Raw genomic sequence first — 18,983 nt, 5'->3', positions numbered from 1 at the left:
TGGAGCGCGCCGCTAGGGCGGTTGAACGCTTTGAATTTGACCTTACGCTGCACGGCGTATGGTTTTCGCTGCAAGGAATGCTGTTTCATGATGCCTCGAACTCGCCTGTTTTCTGTCATTGCTCTGGCTGCAGCGCTCGCTGGTTGCGGGCGCGAAGGGGAATTGGTCGTCAATCAGGGTGTCGGGATCACAGCGGTCCTCGATTCGTGCCCGTCGGTTGGTATTCCTGATTACACAGGCGATGTGACATTGTTCCGACAAGCCGGTGATGTTTCCGCAGCGAATCTGGACATGGTCGCTTCGATCACGAACCTGCGCCATGCTTGCAATGAACAGGGCGAGCGGATTTACAGCAGCGCGAGCTTTGATGTGCTGGCGCGCCGGCTTGATACGCGCGGTGCACGCACGGTCACGCTGCCTTACTATGCGACCGTGATGCGTGGCGGTACGGCAGTGGTTTCCAAGCGCCTGGGCAGCGTAACGCTCAATTTCGCGGACGGACAAGAGCGCGCTCAGACAAGCGCTCAAGCTGGCGCATTTGTGAACCGTGCAGAGGCCTCGCTTCCGGCCGATATTCGCGAGAAGATTACACGACGACGACGGGCTGGTGATCCAGACGCCGCACTCGATCCGCTGGCTGATCCGGAAGTTCGGGCAGCCATTCAGCGGACGAGCTTTGAGCTGCTTGTCGGCTTCCAGCTGACGCAAGAGCAGCTCGCTTATAACGCGACGCGCTAAAGCAGCAGTGGGCACCCGGCCTTGCGCTTTTTGGCAAGTCGGCTAACCGCCGTCTCGCGTTCAATTTACAGGTATTCATGATGGAAACCGTCTATGCCGCTTATGCGGCCAAGATCGATGCCGTTCTCGCTGCGCTTGAGATGGAAGGCACGCTGCCGGCCGATACGTCTCGCGCCAATGTAACGGTCGAACCGCCGCGCGATGCTTCCCATGGCGATCTCGCGACCAATGCCGCGATGGTTCTGGCTAAACCCGCCAAGACCAATCCGCGCGCGCTCGCCGAAGCGATGGTCGAGAAGTTGAAAACCGATCCTTCGATAACTTCAGCCGAGATCGCAGGCCCCGGCTTCATTAATTTGCGGCTCGATGGTCAGGTCTGGCTTGACGAGCTTGCCGCGATAGATGCGCTCGGTGACGCTTATGGCAAGTCCGCAACGGGCGCGGACAAACGCATCAATGTCGAATATGTCTCCGCCAATCCGACTGGCCCCATGCATATGGGCCATTGCCGCGGCGCTGTGGTTGGCGACGCGCTTGCGAGCCTGCTGGAATTTGCCGGGCACGACGTCACTCGCGAATACTATATCAATGATGCGGGCGGGCAGGTCGATGTCTTGGCGCGGTCTGCTCACTTGCGCTATCTGGAAGCGCTTGACGAAGACATCGGTGAAATTCCCGAAGGGCTCTATCCCGGCGATTATCTGAAGCCGATCGGCGAATATCTCGCGAGCGAGCTTGGCGACAAATATAAGGGCCAGCCAGAAGACGAATGGCTCGCGATATTCCGCGCCGAAACGGTTGAGCAGATGATGAATCTCATCAAATCGGACCTGGCTTTGCTGGGTATCGAACATGATGTTTTCGCGTCTGAAGCCGCGCTCCACGCGGCCGGAAAGCCTGACGAAGCGGAAAAATGGCTCCGCGCGCATGACCTCGTCTATGATGGCGTGCTCGAAGCGCCTAAGGGCAAGGCGCCGCCAGAGGATTGGGAACCGGTTGAGCTCCCGCTGTTCCGCTCGACCAAATATGGCGATGATCAGGATCGTCCGATCAAGAAATCCGATGGCAGCTGGACCTATTTCGGCGCTGACCTCGCCTATCACATGCAAAAGGCCGCAGACGCTGACGCGCTGATCGATATCTGGGGCGCGGACCACGCAGGCACCGTGAAACGGATTAAAGCCGCCGTTGCGGCCCTCTCCGAAGGACAGGGCAAACCCATCCCGTTTGACGTCAAGCTGGTCCAGATGGTTCAGCTGATGCGGGCTGGTGAGCCGGTCAAGATGTCCAAACGCTCAGGCAATTTCGTCACTATCGCGGATATGGTCGAAGAGGTCGGTAAGGATGTTGTGCGTTTCACGATGCTCACGCGCAAGCCTGAAGCGCAGATGGATTTCGACTTTGCGAAGGTCATCGAAGCGTCAAAAGACAATCCGGTGTTCTATGTGCAGTACGCACATGCCCGGATCCACTCCACTTTGCGGAAAGGTGCGGCTGAAGGCTTTGCACCATCAGGCGATAACCTCGGCCTTCTTGGCGAGGAAGAGCGTGCCTTGGTGCAGCTCGCCGCCCAATTCCCGCGCGAAGTCGAGGCGGCGGCGAAGGCGCGCGAGCCCCATCGAATCGCTTTCTATCTCTACGAATTGGCGGGGGCGTTCCATGCCTATTGGAACCTCGGGAATGACAATCCCGAGAAACGCTTCATTGTGGCACAGGATAAGGCATTGACCGGAGCAAGACTTTTCCTTGCAGAGCGGTTAGGGCAGGTTATTCGCAACGGCTTACGCATTCTCGGCGTTGAGGCCGTAGAGGAGATGTGACCGCGCCAGACAATGGCTGGGCATGGGCAGTGACGTTATGACAAGTGACAACACCGGTTTTGACGGCGAACTCGCGCTGGAAGATGACAGCCTGCCATGGCTTGAGTCGGACGAATATGACGAGGCTTCTGGCGAGCTTGATACAGCGCGCATCATCGGTCTTGTCGTGGTCATGCTGGCACTGGTCGCTGTAGGTGTCGGCGGCGCTTGGTGGTTCACCAATCGTGACGCTGCGACAGAGCATGTCGCCGATGGCAGCACTGTCGAAGCTCCTCCCGGACCTTACAAAGAGCGCCCGGAAGATCCCGGAGGCAAGGAATTTGCCGGGACTGGCAGTGTCGCATCTGCCGTCGGTGAAGGCCAGACACGCGAAGGCGTATTGCGCGATGATCCGCCAGTCGAGGCCGCTGGGCCCTCCATTGCAACCTTGCCGGTTGGCGAAACGCCGGTGCCAACTCGTCCAAGCCCGACGCCCTCTGGAGTAGAAGCTCCCGCAGACACTGGCGGTATCTCCGTACAGGTTGGTGCGTACCGTAGCCGCGAGCGCGCAGTTATTGGCTGGCAAACACTGCAAGGCCAGACAACCGCGCTGAATGGTGTGAAGCGCCGTATCGTAAAAGGTGAAGCTGACATCGGTACGGTTTACCGATTGCAAGCCCTTCCGGGCGATTTGGCAGCGGCGCGCGCGCTTTGTGATGCGCTGAAAGCCGACGGGGTCGCCTGCCAGGTCAAGCGCTGAGGCTAACGGATTAGTGCGGAAGGGGTTGGCCCGAGCGCTTTTCCCCTGTGCTCTCATCCGTAAAACTTGCCGCAAGCCTGCTTTCCTGCGAATTTCAAAACCATGATTCCCGCCATATTCGGAATTGCCGGAACACAGCTTGCCGCAGACGAGCGCGCCTTCTTCAAGGATGCGGATCCCGCTGGCTACATTCTGTTTGCGCGCAATTGCGATAATCCTGATCAGCTGCGCGCACTGACTGATGATCTGCGCAGCATTCATGGGCGTGAGAAGACGTTCATCTCGATCGATCAGGAAGGCGGACGGGTTCAGCGAATGAAACCGCCGCATTGGGCAAGCTATCCGGCGGGCGAAGCGTTTGACAGGCTCTACGCATTGGCCCCGGCTAGCGCGATTGAAGCGGCGCGTGTCAATGCGCACGCCATGGCGCTTGAACTAGCCAGCATGGGGATCACCGTCGATTTTCACGCGCCGTTTGACGTGCGTCGGCCTGAGACAGACCAGGCGATCGGCGACCGATCACTTGGAAGCGATCCAATGCAAGTCGCAGCGCTTGGCCGCGCTGTGCTTGACGGCATGACGTCAGGCGGTGTCGCGGGCTGCCTGAAGCACATGCCGGGGCACGGCCGCGCGACGGCGGACAGTCACAAGGAACTGCCGGTTGTCTGCGCGAGTGCTGAAGAGCTCGAAGTCGATATCGCACCCTTCCGCGCTCTCGCTGAGAAAGCGCATATCGGCATGAGCGCCCATATCGTGTTTGAGGCATGGGATACTGATCGACCGGCTACGCTTTCACCAACTGTGATCGAGAATGTTATCCGTAAAGACATTGGCTTTGAAGGCCTGCTGTTGACCGATGATATCGATATGCAAGCACTCGACGGGACGATCCCCGAGCGAGCAGAAGCTGCTCTTGCGGCCGGTTGCGACATTGTCCTCAATTGCTGGGCGAAGATGGACGATCAGATCGGCATTGCGGACCGCGTCAGCTCGATGTCCGACACTCTGCGCGAGAAGCTTGATCGCGCGCTGGAAGGCACAGGGCCTGGCAACGATGCCGCCGAGCAAGCTGAACTGCTGGCGAAACGCGACGCGCTGCTCGCCTTAGAGGGACAGGCCGCATGAGCGATCAGTTAGACGCGAGCATGGAAGAGGCCGTCGCCGAAGAGGAGTGGATTGGTCCCGGTGGTGCGACATCAGGTGACGATGCAGCGCTCTACCTGGAGCTCGATGGCTGGGAAGGTCCGCTGGATTTGCTGCTCGACCTTGCACGGCGGCAGAAAGTTGATTTGCGGGAAATCTCTATTCTCGCGCTCGTCGAACAATACCTGACCTATATCGAGCGCGCTGAATCGCTCCGTTTGGAGCTTGCGGCTGATTATCTCGTGATGGCAGCATGGCTCGCTTACCTGAAATCTGCGCTGCTTCTGCCGAGTGATGAGCAAGAGGATCCGAGCCCTGAAGAGCTCGCTCTGCGCTTGCAATTGCGCTTGCAGAGACTGGGAGCAATGCGTGAGGCTGCAGCGCGATTGATGGGCCGCGACCGGATCGGCCGCGATGTGTTTGTGCGCGGTTCGCCGGAGGGTTTGCGGATCGACCGCAAGACGCAATGGACGTGCGACAGCTACGCGCTGATCCAGGCTTACGGTCAGGTTAAAGCGCGCACGGCGCCTCGCATCTATCACGTCTCTGATCGTCCGGTGATGACGCTCGACAGCGCAATTGAGCGGGTTTCAGCGATGCTTGGCGTAACGCTCGACTGGATGGATTTGCGCGATTTTCTCCCGCCAAAGGCTGAGCCGCGTTTGCGCAAGTCGGCCTTGGCGTCCAGCTTTGTCGCCGCGCTTGAGCTTGCGCGTCTTGGGCAGGCGGAGATCGCTCAGGACGAAGTTTTCGGCGCCATGCGCATTCGCAGGATCGTACAATGAGCGAGCAAATGACTGATATCGAACGCGCATTGGAAGCGACTTTGTTCGCCTCCGAAGAGCCCCTGACAGTCGATGTGCTTGCGCGTCATCTGGGCGATGCTGAGCAATCCGAGGTCCGCGAAGGGTTGCGCCGTTTGGCAGAGCACTATGCGGAACGCGGCGTGCATCTGGTCGAGCGCGGCAAGCGCTGGCATTTTGAGACTGCACCGGATCTGGCGCACCTCTTGAGGCGCGAGCGCGAACAGGTCCGCCGCTTGAGCCGCGCAGCAACCGAGGTACTCGCAATTATCGCCTATCACGAGCCTGTCAGCCGCGCAGAGATCGAATCCATTCGTGGCGTTCAGACGGCGAAAGGCACTTTAGACGTGCTGATGGAGGCGGGTTGGATCCGCATGGCCGGGAGGCGTGAAGTGCCGGGGCTTCCAGTGATTTACGCTACAACCCCTGAATTCCTTGAACATTTCGGGCTTGAAAGTCGCAAGGACTTGCCCGGGATGGACGAGCTTCGCGCTGCAGGTCTGCTCGATCCGGTCGATGATGCGTTGGAAGAAGCGATGCGGCCCGATGATACACCTGGCGAGGAAGAGGCTGCGCCGGATGACGGTGCTGAGCCGGAACTCGAAAGCTCTTCTGAAGAAGCGGCGCTTATCCAGCAGACAGATTGATACGCGCTACGACTGGCGCAAGCGCGTCACAATCCCTATATTGCAGAGGTAAATCACTTAGGAAGGCATCCCAATGGGTCTTAGTGTCTGGCAACTTGCGATCATCGCTGTGGTTATCCTCGTCCTGTTCGGGCGTGGCCGCATTTCAGAGATGATGGGCGATTTCGGCAAGGGAATCAGTAGCTTCAAGAAAGGCATGAACGAAGACGAGGCCAAGGATGGCAAGCCTTCAGCGCAGATCGAAGCCACTGCGAAGGACCCGTCGTCCGACGCGCAGAAGTCTGAGTCTGGCGACAAGGCCAGCTAAGCCTATTCGCTAACCCCACTCACGCCGGAAGACATCGATGTTTGATATCGGCGCAGCTGAATTACTGGTCCTTGTGATAGTGGCGGTGATTGTCATCGGCCCGAAGGACATGCCGCTTGCGCTGCGCACGGTGGGCCGTTGGGTCGGTAAAATTCGCCGTGTTTCCAGCCACTTCCGCACAGGGCTCGACGCTATGGTGCGCGAGGCCGAGCTCGAAGACATGGAGAAAAAGTGGAAAGCGCAGAACGAAGCCATCATGGCGAAGACCAGCGCTGATACGCCTGCCGATCCCAAGTTCAGCGAGGCTCCCGCCCGCCCTGAAACCGCGCCTGAGATGACCGGGCCTCCGGTGCAGACGGCTGAAGATAGAGCCGAGATGACGCGAGATAACCCTGAGATAAAGGGCGTTTCAGCCGAGCCGGAATTGCCATTGAGCGAGACACCAGCAAGTCCGAAAGGCGCGCCAAAACCCAAACCCAAAACCAGCTCTGAGAAGAAGGGGTAGCGGGCCGTGGCTTTCAACATTCGCGACATAGACGAAACGCAAGCCCCACTGCTCGATCACCTGGTCGAGCTGCGCAGCCGCTTGATGCGCAGTATCTTCGCGCTGATCATCGGTTTTGGTGTATGCTTTTATTTCGCGGACCCGATCCTCGGCATTCTGGTCCAGCCGCTGAAAGACGCGTTTCCGGAAGGGGAAGGGCAGCTCATTTTCACCAAGCTATACGAAGTGTTCTTCGTCGAGCTTAAAGTCGCACTCTTCGCAGGGTTCTTTGTGAGCTTTCCAATCATCGCCAACCAGCTGTGGGCGTTTGTCGCGCCGGGCCTCTATGCGAAAGAGAAGAAGGCTTTCCTGCCCTTCCTGATCGCGACGCCTATTCTGTTCACAGCAGGCGCTTCGCTGGCCTATTTCGTCGTCATGCCAGTGGCGTTCGAATGGTTCCTCGGGTTCGAAGGCGATGCCGGCGGGCTTGAAGTCAATGCGCTGCCCTCCGCAGGCGAGTATCTCAGCCTGGTCATGCAGTTCATTCTCGCTTTCGGGATGAGTTTCCTGCTGCCAGTCCTGCTGCTGCTGCTCAACCGCGCCGGTATCGTCCAGCGCGAACAGCTGGTCGCAGCGCGGCGCTATGTGATCGTTGGCATTGTAGCGCTTGCCGCGATTGTCACGCCGCCTGATCCGGGCTCGCAGCTGATCCTAGCCGTCCCGCTGCTGTTGCTGTTTGAAGGCTCGCTGCTGCTGATGCGCTGGCAAGAGCGCGGCAGGAAACCAGACGAGGAAGAAACATCCGAAGACGCACCTGAAACAGCGTCCAGCAAGAGCGAGAGCAGCGCTTAGGTCTTACTCGGCGCGCTTATAGACGCGCTCGCCCCCGATCCATGTCTCCAACACTGTCATGTTACGGATTTCTGCAGGCGAAGACAGCATCGGATCGCGATCCACCAGCACAAAGTCCGCGCGTTCACCCGGCACCAGCCGGCCGAACCGCCCTTCGGCAAATCCTGCAAAAGCGGCATCGCTCGAAAATCCTGCAATGGCCTGCGCTCGCGAGACGGTTTCCTGTGGCAGCCAGCCTCCAAACGGCTCGCCATTGGCATCGGTGCGGCTGATTGCAACGGCAATCCCCGCTGGCGTATCCGCCGGTTCCACCGGAGCATCGGAACCGAAGGTAATCCGGCCGCCTGCATTGAGGACGCTGCGCCATGCATAGGCTCCGCCAAGCCTGCCGAGCCCCATCCGCGCTTCCGCCATCACCCGGTCGGACGTCTGATGGAGCGGCTGATAGCTTGCAATAATGCCATGCTCAGCGAGCTTTGGAATGTCGGCGGGATCGACAATCTGCGCATGCTCAATCCGCCAGCGCCTGTCGCCTTCGTAAGTCTCGCTGAGCTCTTCAATCGCTGCAAGCACTTCCGCATTGGCCGCATCGCCAATCGCATGGACCGCAGTCTGGAAACCATCCATGGCCGCACGGCTCATCGTGTTGCGCAGCTGAGCGGGCGTCAGGATGGGAATGCCGCGATTGCCCGGCTCATCGGCATAGTCTTCCTTGAGCCAGGCACCGCGTGATCCCAGCGCGCCGTCGAGATAAATCTTGATCCCGCCCATCCGAAGGCGGTCCTCATAGAGCCATGGCGTCGGGCCGGGGCCTGCAATCAGCTGCATGGTCTCCAAAGAGCTGGCATAGGACATGATGCGCAGCTTGAGCGCGCCTCTGTCACCAGCGCGGCGGAAGGTCTGCCAGTCCTCAATCGAGGTGCCCATATCAGCGGCCGCTGTGACGCCTTGCGCAAACAGAACTTCCTGCGCTTTGGACAGCGCTAGATCGCGTTCAACTGCGCGCGGAGCGGGAATTGCTCGTGTGACTAAACTCTCTGCTGCATCGACAAAGATTCCGCTTGGCGTCTCGCTTCCAGCCAGCCGCTCGATCCGGCCGCCTGCTGGCGAGACTGCGCTCGCATCGACACCTGCGGCTTGCATGGCGAGCGAGTTGGCCCAGCCCGCGTGGCCATCAACTCGCGTGAGGTAAACCGGGCGATCAGGGACGATTGCATCCAACTCTGCGGCAGTGGGGAAACGGCCAAGGCCCCATTTCTCCTGGTTCCAGCCGCCTCCCAATATCCACGGGCGACCCGGATTGGCTTCTGCAAACTCGGCAATGGCTGCTAGCGCTTCTTCCAAGCTCTCGGTTTGCGACAGGTCCAGCGTGAGTGCTGCAAAGCCGATCCCCATGACATGCAGATGCGCATCGATGAAGCCGGGCATCATGACCCGGCCTTCGCCATCGACGGAAAAGTCTATATCGGTTGGACGTTTCTCGCCGCGCAGCAGGATGTCGCGCACCGTGCCATCATCGTCGATCACCAGCGAGGCAAAGCGCTCGACATTGCCTTTCTCGTCAATCGTCAGGCCATCGACATTGTAAATGAGCGTATCCGCCAGAGCAGGCGCGGGGAGTAAAGCGGCAGCCGCTCCCGCGAGCAGACCGGTCTTTAGGGCCGAAGATACCCGTTCCATTACAGTCATTTTTCCCCTCCCTTGGGCAAACGCGAAATCAGTGCGCTTGTATCCCTGCGCCCGCCGCCAGCGGCTTGAACATCGGCATAGAATTGATCGACCAATGCGCTAATTGGTGATGACAGCCCAAGCCGTTGGGCTTCCGCCAAGGCATAGCCCAGATCCTTGCGCATCCAGTCGATTGCAAAGCCGAAATCGAACTCGTCTTCGACCATAGTGGCCCAGCGATTGTCCATCTGCCAGCTTTGCGCAGCGCCGCCTGAAATCGCCTGGTATGTCTTGTCGAGATCGAGGCCGGAGGCCTGCGCAAGCCGGATGCCTTCCGACAATCCGCCCAGAACGCCGGCAATGCACATCTGGTTGACCATCTTTGCGGTCTGGCCTGCACCTGGGCCGCCGACGTGGACGATCGCTTTGGCATAGCAATCCATGACTGGCGCCGCGCGCGCCATTGCTTCTGCGCTCCCGCCGCACATGATCGCAAGCTGTCCGTTTTCTGCGCCAGCTTGCCCGCCGGAGACAGGTGCATCGATGGCGAGCACGCCGCACTCGCTTGCTGCTGCTTCGATCCTGCGTGCCATGTTGGCAGAGACGGTTGTGTGATCGACCAGCAGAGCGCCTCCGCGCATGGCGGCGAGTGCACCGTCTTCATTTAGGAGGACCGCTGCGACATCCTCGTCATTGCCGAGGCATGCGAAGACAATCTCCGCCTCGCGCGCGGCTTCTGCTGCGGTCGGACAAGCCTCAACGTTAGAACCTTTGGCAGAATGTTCTTCAGCCCACGCATTCGCTTTCGAGCCGGTGCGGTTGTAAGCGCGAACTGTGTGTCCGGCAGCGGCGAGATGGCCTGCCATCGGTCCGCCCATCACTCCAAGGCCGAGAAAGGCGACGGTCTTCGGCTCGCTATGCGTTGTCGTCATAGGCCTTCGGTTACCGACAAAAGCGGGCCATGCAAACATATTCACGATTGCACCTGATGCATCCACGCCGTAGCACCGCACACACTATGACTGCGAACCCGGCTTTGAAGGCTTTCGAGAATGCGCGTGATGCGCTGACGCTGGACCACATCCGCGAAGCGGCTGCGCGCATTGAAGGCGCAGTGGTCAAAACGCCGATGATGCATTCAAAGACGCTGTCATCGATTACCGGCGCGCAAATCTGGCTGAAGTTCGAGAATTTGCAGTTTACCGCTGCCTATAAGGAACGCGGCGCATTGAATGCCTTGCTCCAGCTGACCGAGGAACAGCAGAAGCGCGGCGTGATTGCGGCCTCTGCTGGTAATCACAGTCAGGGCCTCAGCTATCACGGGACGCGTCTGGGCGTGCCTGTCACTATCGTGATGCCGCGCACAACGCCGACAGTGAAAGTCATGCAGACCGAGCAGGTCGGCGGCAATGTCGTGCTCGAAGGCGAGACCTATGACGATGCTTATGCTCATGCGCGCAAGCTGGAGCAGGAACGCAATCTCACTTTCGTGCACCCGTTTGATGATCCGCATGTGGCCGCCGGACAAGGCACAGTCGGGCTCGAAATGCTGGAGGCGGTGCCAGACCTGGATTGCTTGGTCGTGCCGATTGGCGGCGGCGGGCTCATCTCCGGCATGGCGACTGTCGCGAAGACCTTGCGGCCTGAAACTGAAGTGATCGGGGTGCAAGCAGCGCTCTTCCCGTCAATGTATGCCAAGGTCAAAGGCCTCGACATGGATTGCGGCGGCGACACGCTGGCGGAAGGCATTGCAGTGAAGGCTCCCGGCGAATTCACTTCTCAGATCATCGCGGATCTGGTCGATGATATCGAGCTGGTTGAAGAACGCTCGCTTGAGAAAGCGGTCTCGCTGCTGCTTCAGATCGAGAAGACTGTGGTCGAAGGGGCGGGCGCGGCTGGCCTCGCAGCGGTTCTGCAGAACCCGGAGCGCTTCAAAGGCAAGACAATCGGTCTGGTGCTGTGCGGCGGCAATATCGACACACGGCTGCTCGCGAATGTGCTGTTGCGCGATCTGGCAAGGCAAGGCCGCTTGGCGAGGCTTCGCATCACTCTGCAAGACCGTCCCGGCGCTTTGTTCAAAGTGATGCGCGAGTTTGATGCGCACAATGTGAACATCATCGAGATCTATCACCAGCGCATCTTCACAACTTTGCCAGCCAAAGGCCTCATCACAGACATCGAATGTGAAGCCCGCGACCGCGAACAATTGGAAGCGCTGGTTAATGCGCTGAAGGCGAAAGGCTACAAGGTCGAGCTCGCTGAACTCAACTAATACGCAAAATCCCGCAATTCATCGCTGACAGCCGCTCAGGCTGGCGTTTGAATGTGCAAAATAACCAATTGGTTACCATGTTTCATGGTTAATAGTCTTTTACCGCGCGGGGCAAATAGGCATAAGATCGGGTTAACGCGCCCTCATGGCGATTCACGAACTCCGATTTAACGGCCTGAAAGGACCCTGGCAAAACTGTGACGGCTCCGATCCGCTTTCCTCGCTTTTTCGTGACAAGCCCTGCACCGTGCCCCTATCTGCCTGGTCGTAGCGAGCGTAAGGTCTTCACCGAATTGAAGGGTCCGCATGCGGATCAGCTCAACGAAGCATTGGGCCGGATAGGTTTCCGCCGCAGTCAGACTGTCGCCTATCGTCCGAGCTGCCTCGATTGTCAGGCATGCGTTTCTGTCAGAGTGGTCGCTGAAGAGTTTCAACCTTCCAATACGCAGCGTCGTCTCCTCAAGCGGAACGGCGATTTGATCGCGACGGAATGCCGCCCTTGGGCAACTGACGAACAGTTCGCCTTGCTGCAGAAGTATCTCGCCGCACGTCACCCTGACGGAGGGATGGCCGCGATGGACGAGATGGACTACGCCGACATGGTGGAACACACCCCGGTATCCAGCTGTTTGGTTGAGTATCGGGAACCAACGGCGAGTGGAGAACCGGGTCAGCTTGTCGGTGCATGTCTGACAGACCGTCAAGGCGACGGCATGTCGATGATTTACAGTTTTTACGACCCTGAACACGAGCAACGGGCCGGTCTTGGCAATTACATCATCCTTGACCACATTCGCAGAGCGGCAGCTGAAGGGCTGCCATATGTGTATCTCGGCTATTGGGTCGAGGGCTCTGCACGCATGCAATACAAGGTTCGCTTCCGCCCGCTTGAAAAGCTTACCCGTGATGGTTGGGCGCGCTTTGGCGAAGTCGAGCAGCGCGAGCTTATCGCAAACGCGACCAAGCCCGGGCAAAGGCTCGAAATCGGCAGCGGGAAAGACGGCCAGCCTGCACGGATCGATCCCAGCTGATCGGCGTACAGCGCTGCGAAAGCATTCGAGCGCCACTGCGCTCTTCACCATGAGAATATTGCTACCCGTTCTGGCTATTGTGCTGGCTGCTGCGCCTGAGGCTGGGCGAGCACAGGTCGTGCCAGAGCGGCTGGACGATCTGATCCCTGAGGAAGCGGTTGAGAACCCGGAAGACTGGGCGGGCGATCAGACACAGACGGAAAGCGCGCCTCCTGCTCAGGTCGACCTCCCTCCGATCGATCAGATTGAGCTCGACACGCCGAGCGAAGAACAGTTGCAAGAGGTAATTGCGCTGCCCGATAGTGTCGTGCCTACCGAAACGGTTGACGCCGAGCCTTTTGCAGACCTTGAAGGTCTTGAGCTGCCACCACGTGTCGCAATCGACGATGTAATCGAAGTCGACGAGCGTTTGCTGCTCGGTTTTCCTCAGGACAATGACGCTTTCCCGGAAAAGACAGGCTTTGTCGCGCGGTTCAAGGCGCTCTCGACGATCGAAGCGCTCGGGTCTGGTGATGAGAACATCGCGCAACTTGCTGCTCGCGCCCGCGCCGATCAGGACCTGCTCGATCAGCTGCTTCGCGCCTATGGCTATTATGATGCGCGTGTGATCCGCTCGATCGGCGGGGTTCAGCCGGGTGACGAAACTGCAGATACAGAGCCACGGGCGCGCTTCGATATACTGCCTGGCACGCGCTACCGCTTCGGCGCAATCGACTTGGGCGCTCTCGATCAAGCACCTGATGCGAGGCTGCTGCGGACCAGTTTCGGCATCAAGTCCGGCGACCCGCTCAACAGCGACCGCATTCTGGAACGCAAGCAAGCGCTCGATTTCCTGTTGGGCGAAACCGGATATCCTTTTGCTACCATCGCAAGCCCCGAACTCCTGATTGATCATGAGCGCGATGAAGGCGACCTCAACATGCCGGTTGATCCGGGTGGGAAGTACGCTTTCGCAGGCGTTCAAAGCGACAAGCCTGAATTTCTCTCCAGCCGTCATCTCCAACGCATTGCTCGGTTTGATCCCGGTGAGACCTATCAGCGTAGTTTGGAGCAGGATTTGCGCCGGGCGGTTTTGGCAACCGGCCTGGTCTCAACGCTCACCATTACGCCGCGCGTTATTGAAGAACCCGTCGGTAACGAGCCAGGCGAAATGATGCTTGATGTCGGGCTCGAGCCTGCACGTTTGCGAACCATTGCTGGCGCGGTCGGTTATGGCACCGAAGACGGTTTCAAAGTACAAGCGAGCTGGGAGCACCGCAATCTCTTTCCGCCCGAAGGCGCGCTGAAGGTTCGCGGTATTTTGGGCACGCGCGAACAGCTTGCCGGTGTTGGCTTTACGCGTAGTAATTGGCGTCGTCGCGATCAGGTTCTGGCGCTCGACGCCTACGCGAGCGACATCACCACTGAAGCGGTGGATGCGCGCACAATTGCCGTGCGCGGTTCTGTCGAGCGGCTCTCGAACCTGTTGTTCCAGAAACCCTTGGGTTGGGCGGTTGGCGCGGAAGTTCTTCTCACAGACGAGCGCAATCGTGTCACCAATGGTATCGAGCGGCCGCGTCGGACCTTCCGCATCGCCTCGTTGTTCGGGCGTGTGACGCTTGACGGCAGCGACTCGCTGCTTGATCCGACGCAGGGTTATCGCGTGACCTTGTTTGCCGCGCCTGAGGCATCACGCAGCTCTGGCGAGACCAGCTTCTATGTTCGCGCGCGAGGCGACGCGAGCTATTACCAGCCGGTCAGCGAAGGCGTTGTCCTGGCTGGTCGGGCGAGCTTTGCGACGATCCAGGGTGCGGAGACTTTCCAGATAGCCCCATCCCGCAGGCTCTATGCAGGCGGTGGTGGCTCTGTACGTGGCTATGGCTTTCAGGCGATTGGCCCGCGTAATGATTTTGGCGAAGCAACGGGTGGACGATCGCTTGTCGAAGGCTCGTTTGAAGCGCGTATCGACACCGGATTGTTCGACGGCGCGGTGCAAGTGGTGCCATTCTTTGATCTGGGCACTGTTTCGACTGATTCTACTCCGGATTTCCGCACGATCAAATACGGCGCGGGCTTGGGCATTCGCTACAAGACCGGTTTCGGCCCGATCCGCGTGGATGTGGGCGTGCCGCTCAATCCTGAACCACAGGATAGCCCGGTCGCGGTCTATGTCAGCCTTGGACAGGCCTTCTGATGCCCTACGATGATCCACGGCATGAGGAAGAACCGGACACACCGGTTCGAAAGCGCAAGCGACGCTGGTTGAAGCGGCTCGGCTGGGCGCTTGCTGCTGTCGTAGCGGTCATGCTCGCTGGCGCGCTTTTCCTAGGCTCGCCCATCGGCAAACGCTTTGTGGCGAACCAGATAGCCGAGGTCTCGCCGGCTTCGGGCCTGCGTTTCTCCGTCGGGCGGATCGAAGGCGATATTTATGCGCAGGCGACGTTGCATGACGTCGTGCTGTCTGATCCCAAGGGTGTTTTTCTGCGCATTCCCGAGGTGGTCCTCGACTGGAACCCGCTGGCTTGGCTGACGAGCGGGCTCGATGTTCGTGAATTGACCGCGAAGCGCGGAACGCTTGAGCGCTTGCCGGAGCTGCTTCCCGGTGATCCTGATGCACCGGTTTTGCCGGACTTTGATATTCGGATTGACCGGTTTGCGGTCGAAGGTTTGACGCTTGCTCCCGGTGTGCTCAGCGATGAGGCTGAGCGGGTCGATCTGAGCGCTGAAGTCGATATTCGTTCCGGCCGTGTCTTTGCCAATGCGAAGGGGCAGTTGGGTCGACAAGACAGCCTGGCGCTGCTGATCGAAGCGGAACCGGATGGCGATGTGTTTGACCTTTCGCTCGCTTACGATGCGCCTCGGGATGGCGTCCTTGCACGGCTCACTGGAGCTGAACAAGGTTACACTGCCAGGCTAGAAGGCGATGGCACGTGGAGCGAATGGGTCGGGCATTTGCTGGTCAAGCAGGACGATGCGCGCGTTGCAGGCTTTCGGGTAACCAACAGAAGTGGCCAATACGGTGTGATCGGGCGCGTTACGCCGGCTCAGCAGATCGACGGCTTGGTGGGGCGTGCGATCGGTTCGGGTCTGTCCCTCAAGGCGGACGGCACGCTGGAAGAAAGCACATTTGATGGATCGCTCCGCATCGTCAGCACCGCGCTGAGCGCGAGCGGCGAAGGCGCGGTCGATCTGGCTGGCAATGCGTTTGATGATTTCGATCTGACGGCGCGTCTGCGCGATCCTGCGTTGTTTGGCGAAAGCCTTGTCCTCAACAACACACGTCTGACAGCTGAACTCAACGGGGCGTTCCGCGATCTCGAAGTCCCGCATGAGCTGCGTGTCGGCGAGCTGGTTTCAGGCGAGACAGTGCTGGCAACTCTAGCGCAAGATGGTACCGCGCGATTTGACGGCAGCGATTGGCGGATTCCGCTCAATGTGACTTTGCAAGCAATTGAGACAGGCAACGCCACGCTGGATGATTTGCTCAAACAAGGCGCTTTGACAGGTGATCTGACTTATTCTCAAGCTGGCCTGCTCATTTCGGACAATCTGAGCGCCCGTTTCCCGCAGCTGCGCGCGACGAGCACGCTCCGGGGTGATCCAGCCGCTGGCACTTACGCTCTAGCAGGCGAAGCGCGGGGGAATGGTCTTGCGCTCGACGGCTTCGGGCAAGCCGATGCCAATGCGAAGTTCCGCTTTAATCTTGGCTCGGATTGGAAGCTGGCGGCGAACTTTGCGGGCCGCATGACGCAGGTCTCGAACAACACTGTTCAGACGCTTGCAGGCGACCCCGTTGCCTTTCGCGGCGGGGTGACGCTAGGGAGCGGGCAGCCCATCCTGCTGCGCGATCTCAATCTTACTTCCGACCAGCTCCAGCTGGCATTGAGCGGAAGCGTTGAAGGTGATCGAACCGTGTTTAGCGGCTCGGGTGCGCAAGCGAACTATGGCGCTTTCACTGTGGACGGCGCGATTACTGGCGCAGGTCCGGAAGCGCGGCTTGTGCTGGCGGAGCCATTTCCGGCGGCGGGTATTCGCGACGTGACACTTGCGCTTGCGCCAAGCGAGCAAGGCTTTGCAATCGACGCTGAAGGACAGTCGCTGCTCGGCACGTTCGATGGCGTTTTCGATCTTGTGACACCAGCCGAAGCTCCGGCGCGATTGGCGGTCGAAAGCTTGCGGGTGAGCGACACGCAAGTGGCTGGCGCGCTTGATTTGCTCGATGGCGGCGCTCGCGGCAATCTAAGACTTTCAGGCGGCGGGCTTGACGGCACTATCGGACTTGCGCCGCAGCCGAGCGGTCAGGCCTTCACGCTCAATCTGCAGGCTAAAGACGCGCGTTTCAGCGGCGCGACACCGATCCGTATCGGCTCGGCCGTTATCGACGCGCAAGGCAGCTTTGGCGAACAAGGTGCCGTCGTCACCGGGGATTTAACCGGGCGCGGCATCAGCTATGGCACGTTGCAAGTCGGGCGCGTTGCCGCAAAAGCTGACTGGAATGGCGAGCGTGGAAGCGTGACAGGCTCCGTCACTGGTCGGCGTGGGAGCCGGTTTGCGCTTGACGTCAACAGCACATTCTCTGCTGAACGGATCGCTGCGATTGCGCGGGGTGAGCTCGCCGGGCGCACGATCGCAATGCCGCGCGCAGCGGTACTCACCGCGCAAGAGGCCGGCGGTTGGCGGCTCGCTCCCTCCCGGCTTGATATTGGGCAGGGCCGCATGCTGGCGGAAGGCGTGATGGGCGGCCCGCGAACGAGCCTCTCCCTTAAGCTGTCTGACATGCCGCTTTCGCTGGCAGACCTTGCAGTGGACGATCTGGGTTTCGGCGGGACAGTCTCCGGCATCGTCGAATTTGAAGACCGTCCTGACCGCCTCGCGACGGGCAATGCGCGGCTGCGTTTCAATGATTTGACGCGCTCCGGCCTAGTGCTGTCTTCCCCACCGCTTGATGTCGCAGTGGTGAGTGATTTGCAGCCTGGCGAGCTTACACTGCAAGGCCTGATAAGCGATGATAGCAAGCGCCTTGGCCAGATCCGGGCGAGAGTTTCCGATCTCAATGCGCGCGGCTCCTTGTGGCAGCGGCTGCAGGCAGGGCGCTTGAATGGCGCCCTGCGCTACGATGGCAGCGCCGCGGAGTTGTGGCGTCTTGCCGCCATTGACGCATTCGATCTCACCGGGCCGGTTGAAGTCACTGCAAGCGCGACCGGAACGCTTGCCGATCCGCAAGTGCGCGGGAATCTGAGCAGTGACAGCCTGCGCGTTCGCAGCGGCTTGTCAGGCACCGATGTGCGGGATGCCAGCGTACGCGGCAGCTTTGCGGGCTCGACCTTGCGCCTCACGCGATTCGCCGGCGAAGCGAGCAATGGCGGCAAAGTGAGCGGAAGCGGCACGGTTGACCTTGCCAATCTCAGCGCATCGCGCGGGCCGGGGCTCGACATCAAGATTGCAGCCGACAATGCTAACCTCCTCGATGCTGCCGGCCTCTCCGCAACCATCACCGGTCCCTTGCGGATCGTTTCCGATGGCCGCGGGGGAACAATCGCAGGCCGTGTCCGCATCAATCGCGCAAGCTGGAAGCTTGGTACCGCCGCGGAAGATGTGCGCGTCCCCTCGATTAACACGCGCGAGATCAACCGCGACGACAGCGAAACGCAGACCACTCGTGTGGCTTCGCCTTGGCGCTATCTCATCGATGCCTCGACCCGCAGCCGGATCGATGTCGATGGCATGGGCCTCGACAGTGAGTGGGGCGCGGATATTGTCCTGCGCGGCACGACGGATGATCCCCGCATTGGCGGCGAAGCGCGTATCGTGCGCGGTTTCTACAGTTTTGCCGGAACGCGCTTTGAAATCACACGCGGGCGCATCGAATTTGATGAAAACCAACCAATCGATCCGCGCCTGGATATTTTGGCGGAGACCGATCAGAACGGCCTGGATGTAAGTGTCAGCGTTCAGGGCAATGCGCTTGAGCCGCGGATCGCTTTCAATTCCAACCCGGCTATGCCGGAAGAAGAGATTCTTTCCCGCCTGCTGTTTGGCGATTCCATAACCTCGCTTTCTGCAACTGACGCTTTGCAATTGGGCACCGCGCTCGCGAGCCTCAGAGGTGGTTCAGGACTTGATCCGATCAATCAGTTGAGGAGCGCGATTGGTCTCGACCGGTTGCGCATTGTCAGCGCGGACCCGGCGCTCGACCGTGGGACCGGCGTCGCGCTCGGCAAGAACCTTGGCAAGCGGTTCTATATCGAACTGGTGACAGATGGACGTGCCTATAGCGCCACCTCCGTCGAGTTTCGCGTGACCAGCTGGCTTTCGCTGCTTGGCAGCGTCTCGACAATTGGGCGCGACAGCGTGGTGGCAGAGGTTAGCCGGGATTATTAGCCATTCGTTTGCTGTGCCATCCCACTCCCCCTCCCGACCACCCATGGGATAATCCTGACTGGGTGGTCGGGAGGGGGAGTGGGCCGGTGCCGCAAGGGTTCGATGGATGTCGAAACCGT

Annotated in this window: 15 protein-coding genes; 13 read left to right on the top strand and 2 right to left on the bottom strand. The window is 59.7% G+C overall.

Annotation, left to right across the window (positions count from 1 at the left end; translation table 11 throughout):
* Window positions 1-87: 87 nt before the first annotated feature.
* The 9 genes from HUO12_RS07485 to tatC all read left to right on the top strand — a co-directional run bounded on the left by HUO12_RS07485 (window position 88) and on the right by tatC (window position 7,533).
* The gene (locus tag HUO12_RS07485; RefSeq protein ID WP_176272981.1) at window positions 88-738 is read left to right on the top strand and encodes a hypothetical protein; all 651 of its coding nucleotides are present in this window, start codon (window positions 88-90) and stop codon (window positions 736-738) included.
* Window positions 739-815: 77 nt separating this feature from the next.
* Complete coding sequence (gene argS, locus HUO12_RS07480; RefSeq protein ID WP_176272980.1) at window positions 816-2,558, top strand: arginine--tRNA ligase; 1,743 nt, start codon at window positions 816-818, stop codon at window positions 2,556-2,558.
* A 37-nt stretch (window positions 2,559-2,595) separates the two neighbouring features.
* The gene (locus HUO12_RS07475; RefSeq protein ID WP_232367336.1) at window positions 2,596-3,297 is read left to right on the top strand and encodes an SPOR domain-containing protein; all 702 of its coding nucleotides are present in this window, start codon (window positions 2,596-2,598) and stop codon (window positions 3,295-3,297) included.
* A 102-nt stretch (window positions 3,298-3,399) separates the two neighbouring features.
* Window positions 3,400-4,422 (top strand): beta-N-acetylhexosaminidase, encoded by a 1,023-nt coding sequence (gene nagZ, locus HUO12_RS07470; RefSeq protein WP_176272978.1) that lies wholly within the window; start codon window positions 3,400-3,402, stop codon window positions 4,420-4,422.
* Entirely contained in the window at window positions 4,419-5,225 is an 807-nt protein-coding gene (locus HUO12_RS07465) for a segregation and condensation protein A (RefSeq protein WP_408609449.1), read from the top strand. The genes nagZ and HUO12_RS07465 overlap by 4 nt, the downstream gene beginning before the upstream one ends.
* Window positions 5,222-5,890: an SMC-Scp complex subunit ScpB gene (gene scpB / locus HUO12_RS07460; protein ID WP_176272977.1), complete on the top strand. Its 669-nt coding sequence runs from the start codon at window positions 5,222-5,224 to the stop codon at window positions 5,888-5,890. Before HUO12_RS07465 ends, scpB begins: the two co-directional genes overlap by 4 nt.
* A 73-nt stretch (window positions 5,891-5,963) precedes the next feature.
* Window positions 5,964-6,197, top strand: a complete 234-nt coding sequence (gene tatA / locus HUO12_RS07455) for a twin-arginine translocase TatA/TatE family subunit (RefSeq protein WP_176272976.1) — start codon at window positions 5,964-5,966, stop codon at window positions 6,195-6,197.
* 37 nt (window positions 6,198-6,234) lie between these two features.
* Window positions 6,235-6,702, top strand: coding sequence for a Sec-independent protein translocase protein TatB (gene tatB / locus HUO12_RS07450; protein WP_176272975.1), 468 nt, complete (start codon window positions 6,235-6,237; stop codon window positions 6,700-6,702).
* Window positions 6,703-6,708: 6 nt separating this feature from the next.
* Window positions 6,709-7,533 carry a twin-arginine translocase subunit TatC gene (gene tatC / locus HUO12_RS07445; protein ID WP_176272974.1) on the top strand — a complete coding sequence of 275 codons (825 nt, stop codon included), beginning with the start codon at window positions 6,709-6,711 and terminating at the stop codon, window positions 7,531-7,533.
* Between the two features lie 3 nt (window positions 7,534-7,536).
* Here the strand turns inward: tatC and HUO12_RS07440 are convergent, their stop codons facing one another.
* Together HUO12_RS07440 and HUO12_RS07435 are read right to left on the bottom strand one after the other, a co-directional pair.
* Window positions 7,537-9,222, bottom strand: coding sequence for an amidohydrolase (locus HUO12_RS07440; protein WP_408609448.1), 1,686 nt, complete (start codon window positions 9,220-9,222; stop codon window positions 7,537-7,539).
* Window positions 9,219-10,133: an NAD(P)-dependent oxidoreductase gene (locus HUO12_RS07435; protein ID WP_176272973.1), complete on the bottom strand. Its 915-nt coding sequence runs from the start codon at window positions 10,131-10,133 to the stop codon at window positions 9,219-9,221. Before HUO12_RS07435 ends, HUO12_RS07440 begins: the two co-directional genes overlap by 4 nt.
* An 86-nt stretch (window positions 10,134-10,219) precedes the next feature.
* Here HUO12_RS07435 and HUO12_RS07430 point away from each other — a divergent pair, with 86 nt between their 5' ends.
* The 4 genes from HUO12_RS07430 (at window position 10,220) to HUO12_RS07415 (ending at window position 18,864) form a co-directional block, all read left to right on the top strand.
* Complete coding sequence (locus HUO12_RS07430; RefSeq protein ID WP_176272972.1) at window positions 10,220-11,473, top strand: threonine ammonia-lyase; 1,254 nt, start codon at window positions 10,220-10,222, stop codon at window positions 11,471-11,473.
* 197 nt (window positions 11,474-11,670) lie between these two features.
* The gene (locus HUO12_RS07425) at window positions 11,671-12,504 is read left to right on the top strand and encodes an arginyltransferase (RefSeq protein ID WP_176272971.1); all 834 of its coding nucleotides are present in this window, start codon (window positions 11,671-11,673) and stop codon (window positions 12,502-12,504) included.
* A 49-nt stretch (window positions 12,505-12,553) separates the two neighbouring features.
* The gene (locus tag HUO12_RS07420) at window positions 12,554-14,677 is read left to right on the top strand and encodes an autotransporter assembly complex protein TamA (RefSeq protein ID WP_176272970.1); all 2,124 of its coding nucleotides are present in this window, start codon (window positions 12,554-12,556) and stop codon (window positions 14,675-14,677) included.
* Complete coding sequence (locus HUO12_RS07415; RefSeq protein ID WP_176272969.1) at window positions 14,677-18,864, top strand: translocation/assembly module TamB domain-containing protein; 4,188 nt, start codon at window positions 14,677-14,679, stop codon at window positions 18,862-18,864. Before HUO12_RS07420 ends, HUO12_RS07415 begins: the two co-directional genes overlap by 1 nt.
* Window positions 18,865-18,983 lie beyond the last annotated feature (119 nt).

The sequence above is a fragment of the Altererythrobacter lutimaris genome, assembly GCF_013371495.1.
Taxonomy (GTDB): Bacteria; Pseudomonadota; Alphaproteobacteria; order Sphingomonadales; family Sphingomonadaceae; genus Erythrobacter; species Erythrobacter lutimaris_A.
This window is presented reverse-complemented; position numbering and strand designations above follow the sequence as displayed.

Bases quoted from the DNA above. Each gene is read 5' to 3' on its own strand.
- HUO12_RS07485 (WP_176272981.1), top strand. From the start codon at position 88: ATGATGCCTCGAACTCGCCTGTTTTCTGTCATTGCTCTGGCTGCAGCG.
- argS (WP_176272980.1), top strand. From the start codon at position 816: ATGATGGAAACCGTCTATGCCGCTTATGCGGCCAAGATCGATGCCGTT.
- HUO12_RS07475 (WP_232367336.1), top strand. From the start codon at position 2,596: ATGACAAGTGACAACACCGGTTTTGACGGCGAACTCGCGCTGGAAGAT.
- nagZ (WP_176272978.1), top strand. From the start codon at position 3,400: ATGATTCCCGCCATATTCGGAATTGCCGGAACACAGCTTGCCGCAGAC.
- HUO12_RS07465 (WP_408609449.1), top strand. From the start codon at position 4,419: ATGAGCGATCAGTTAGACGCGAGCATGGAAGAGGCCGTCGCCGAAGAG.
- scpB (WP_176272977.1), top strand. From the start codon at position 5,222: ATGAGCGAGCAAATGACTGATATCGAACGCGCATTGGAAGCGACTTTG.
- tatA (WP_176272976.1), top strand. From the start codon at position 5,964: ATGGGTCTTAGTGTCTGGCAACTTGCGATCATCGCTGTGGTTATCCTC.
- tatB (WP_176272975.1), top strand. From the start codon at position 6,235: ATGTTTGATATCGGCGCAGCTGAATTACTGGTCCTTGTGATAGTGGCG.
- HUO12_RS07440 (WP_408609448.1), bottom strand. From the start codon at position 9,222: ATGACTGTAATGGAACGGGTATCTTCGGCCCTAAAGACCGGTCTGCTC.
- HUO12_RS07435 (WP_176272973.1), bottom strand. From the start codon at position 10,133: ATGACGACAACGCATAGCGAGCCGAAGACCGTCGCCTTTCTCGGCCTT.
- HUO12_RS07430 (WP_176272972.1), top strand. From the start codon at position 10,220: ATGACTGCGAACCCGGCTTTGAAGGCTTTCGAGAATGCGCGTGATGCG.
- HUO12_RS07420 (WP_176272970.1), top strand. From the start codon at position 12,554: ATGAGAATATTGCTACCCGTTCTGGCTATTGTGCTGGCTGCTGCGCCT.
- HUO12_RS07415 (WP_176272969.1), top strand. From the start codon at position 14,677: ATGCCCTACGATGATCCACGGCATGAGGAAGAACCGGACACACCGGTT.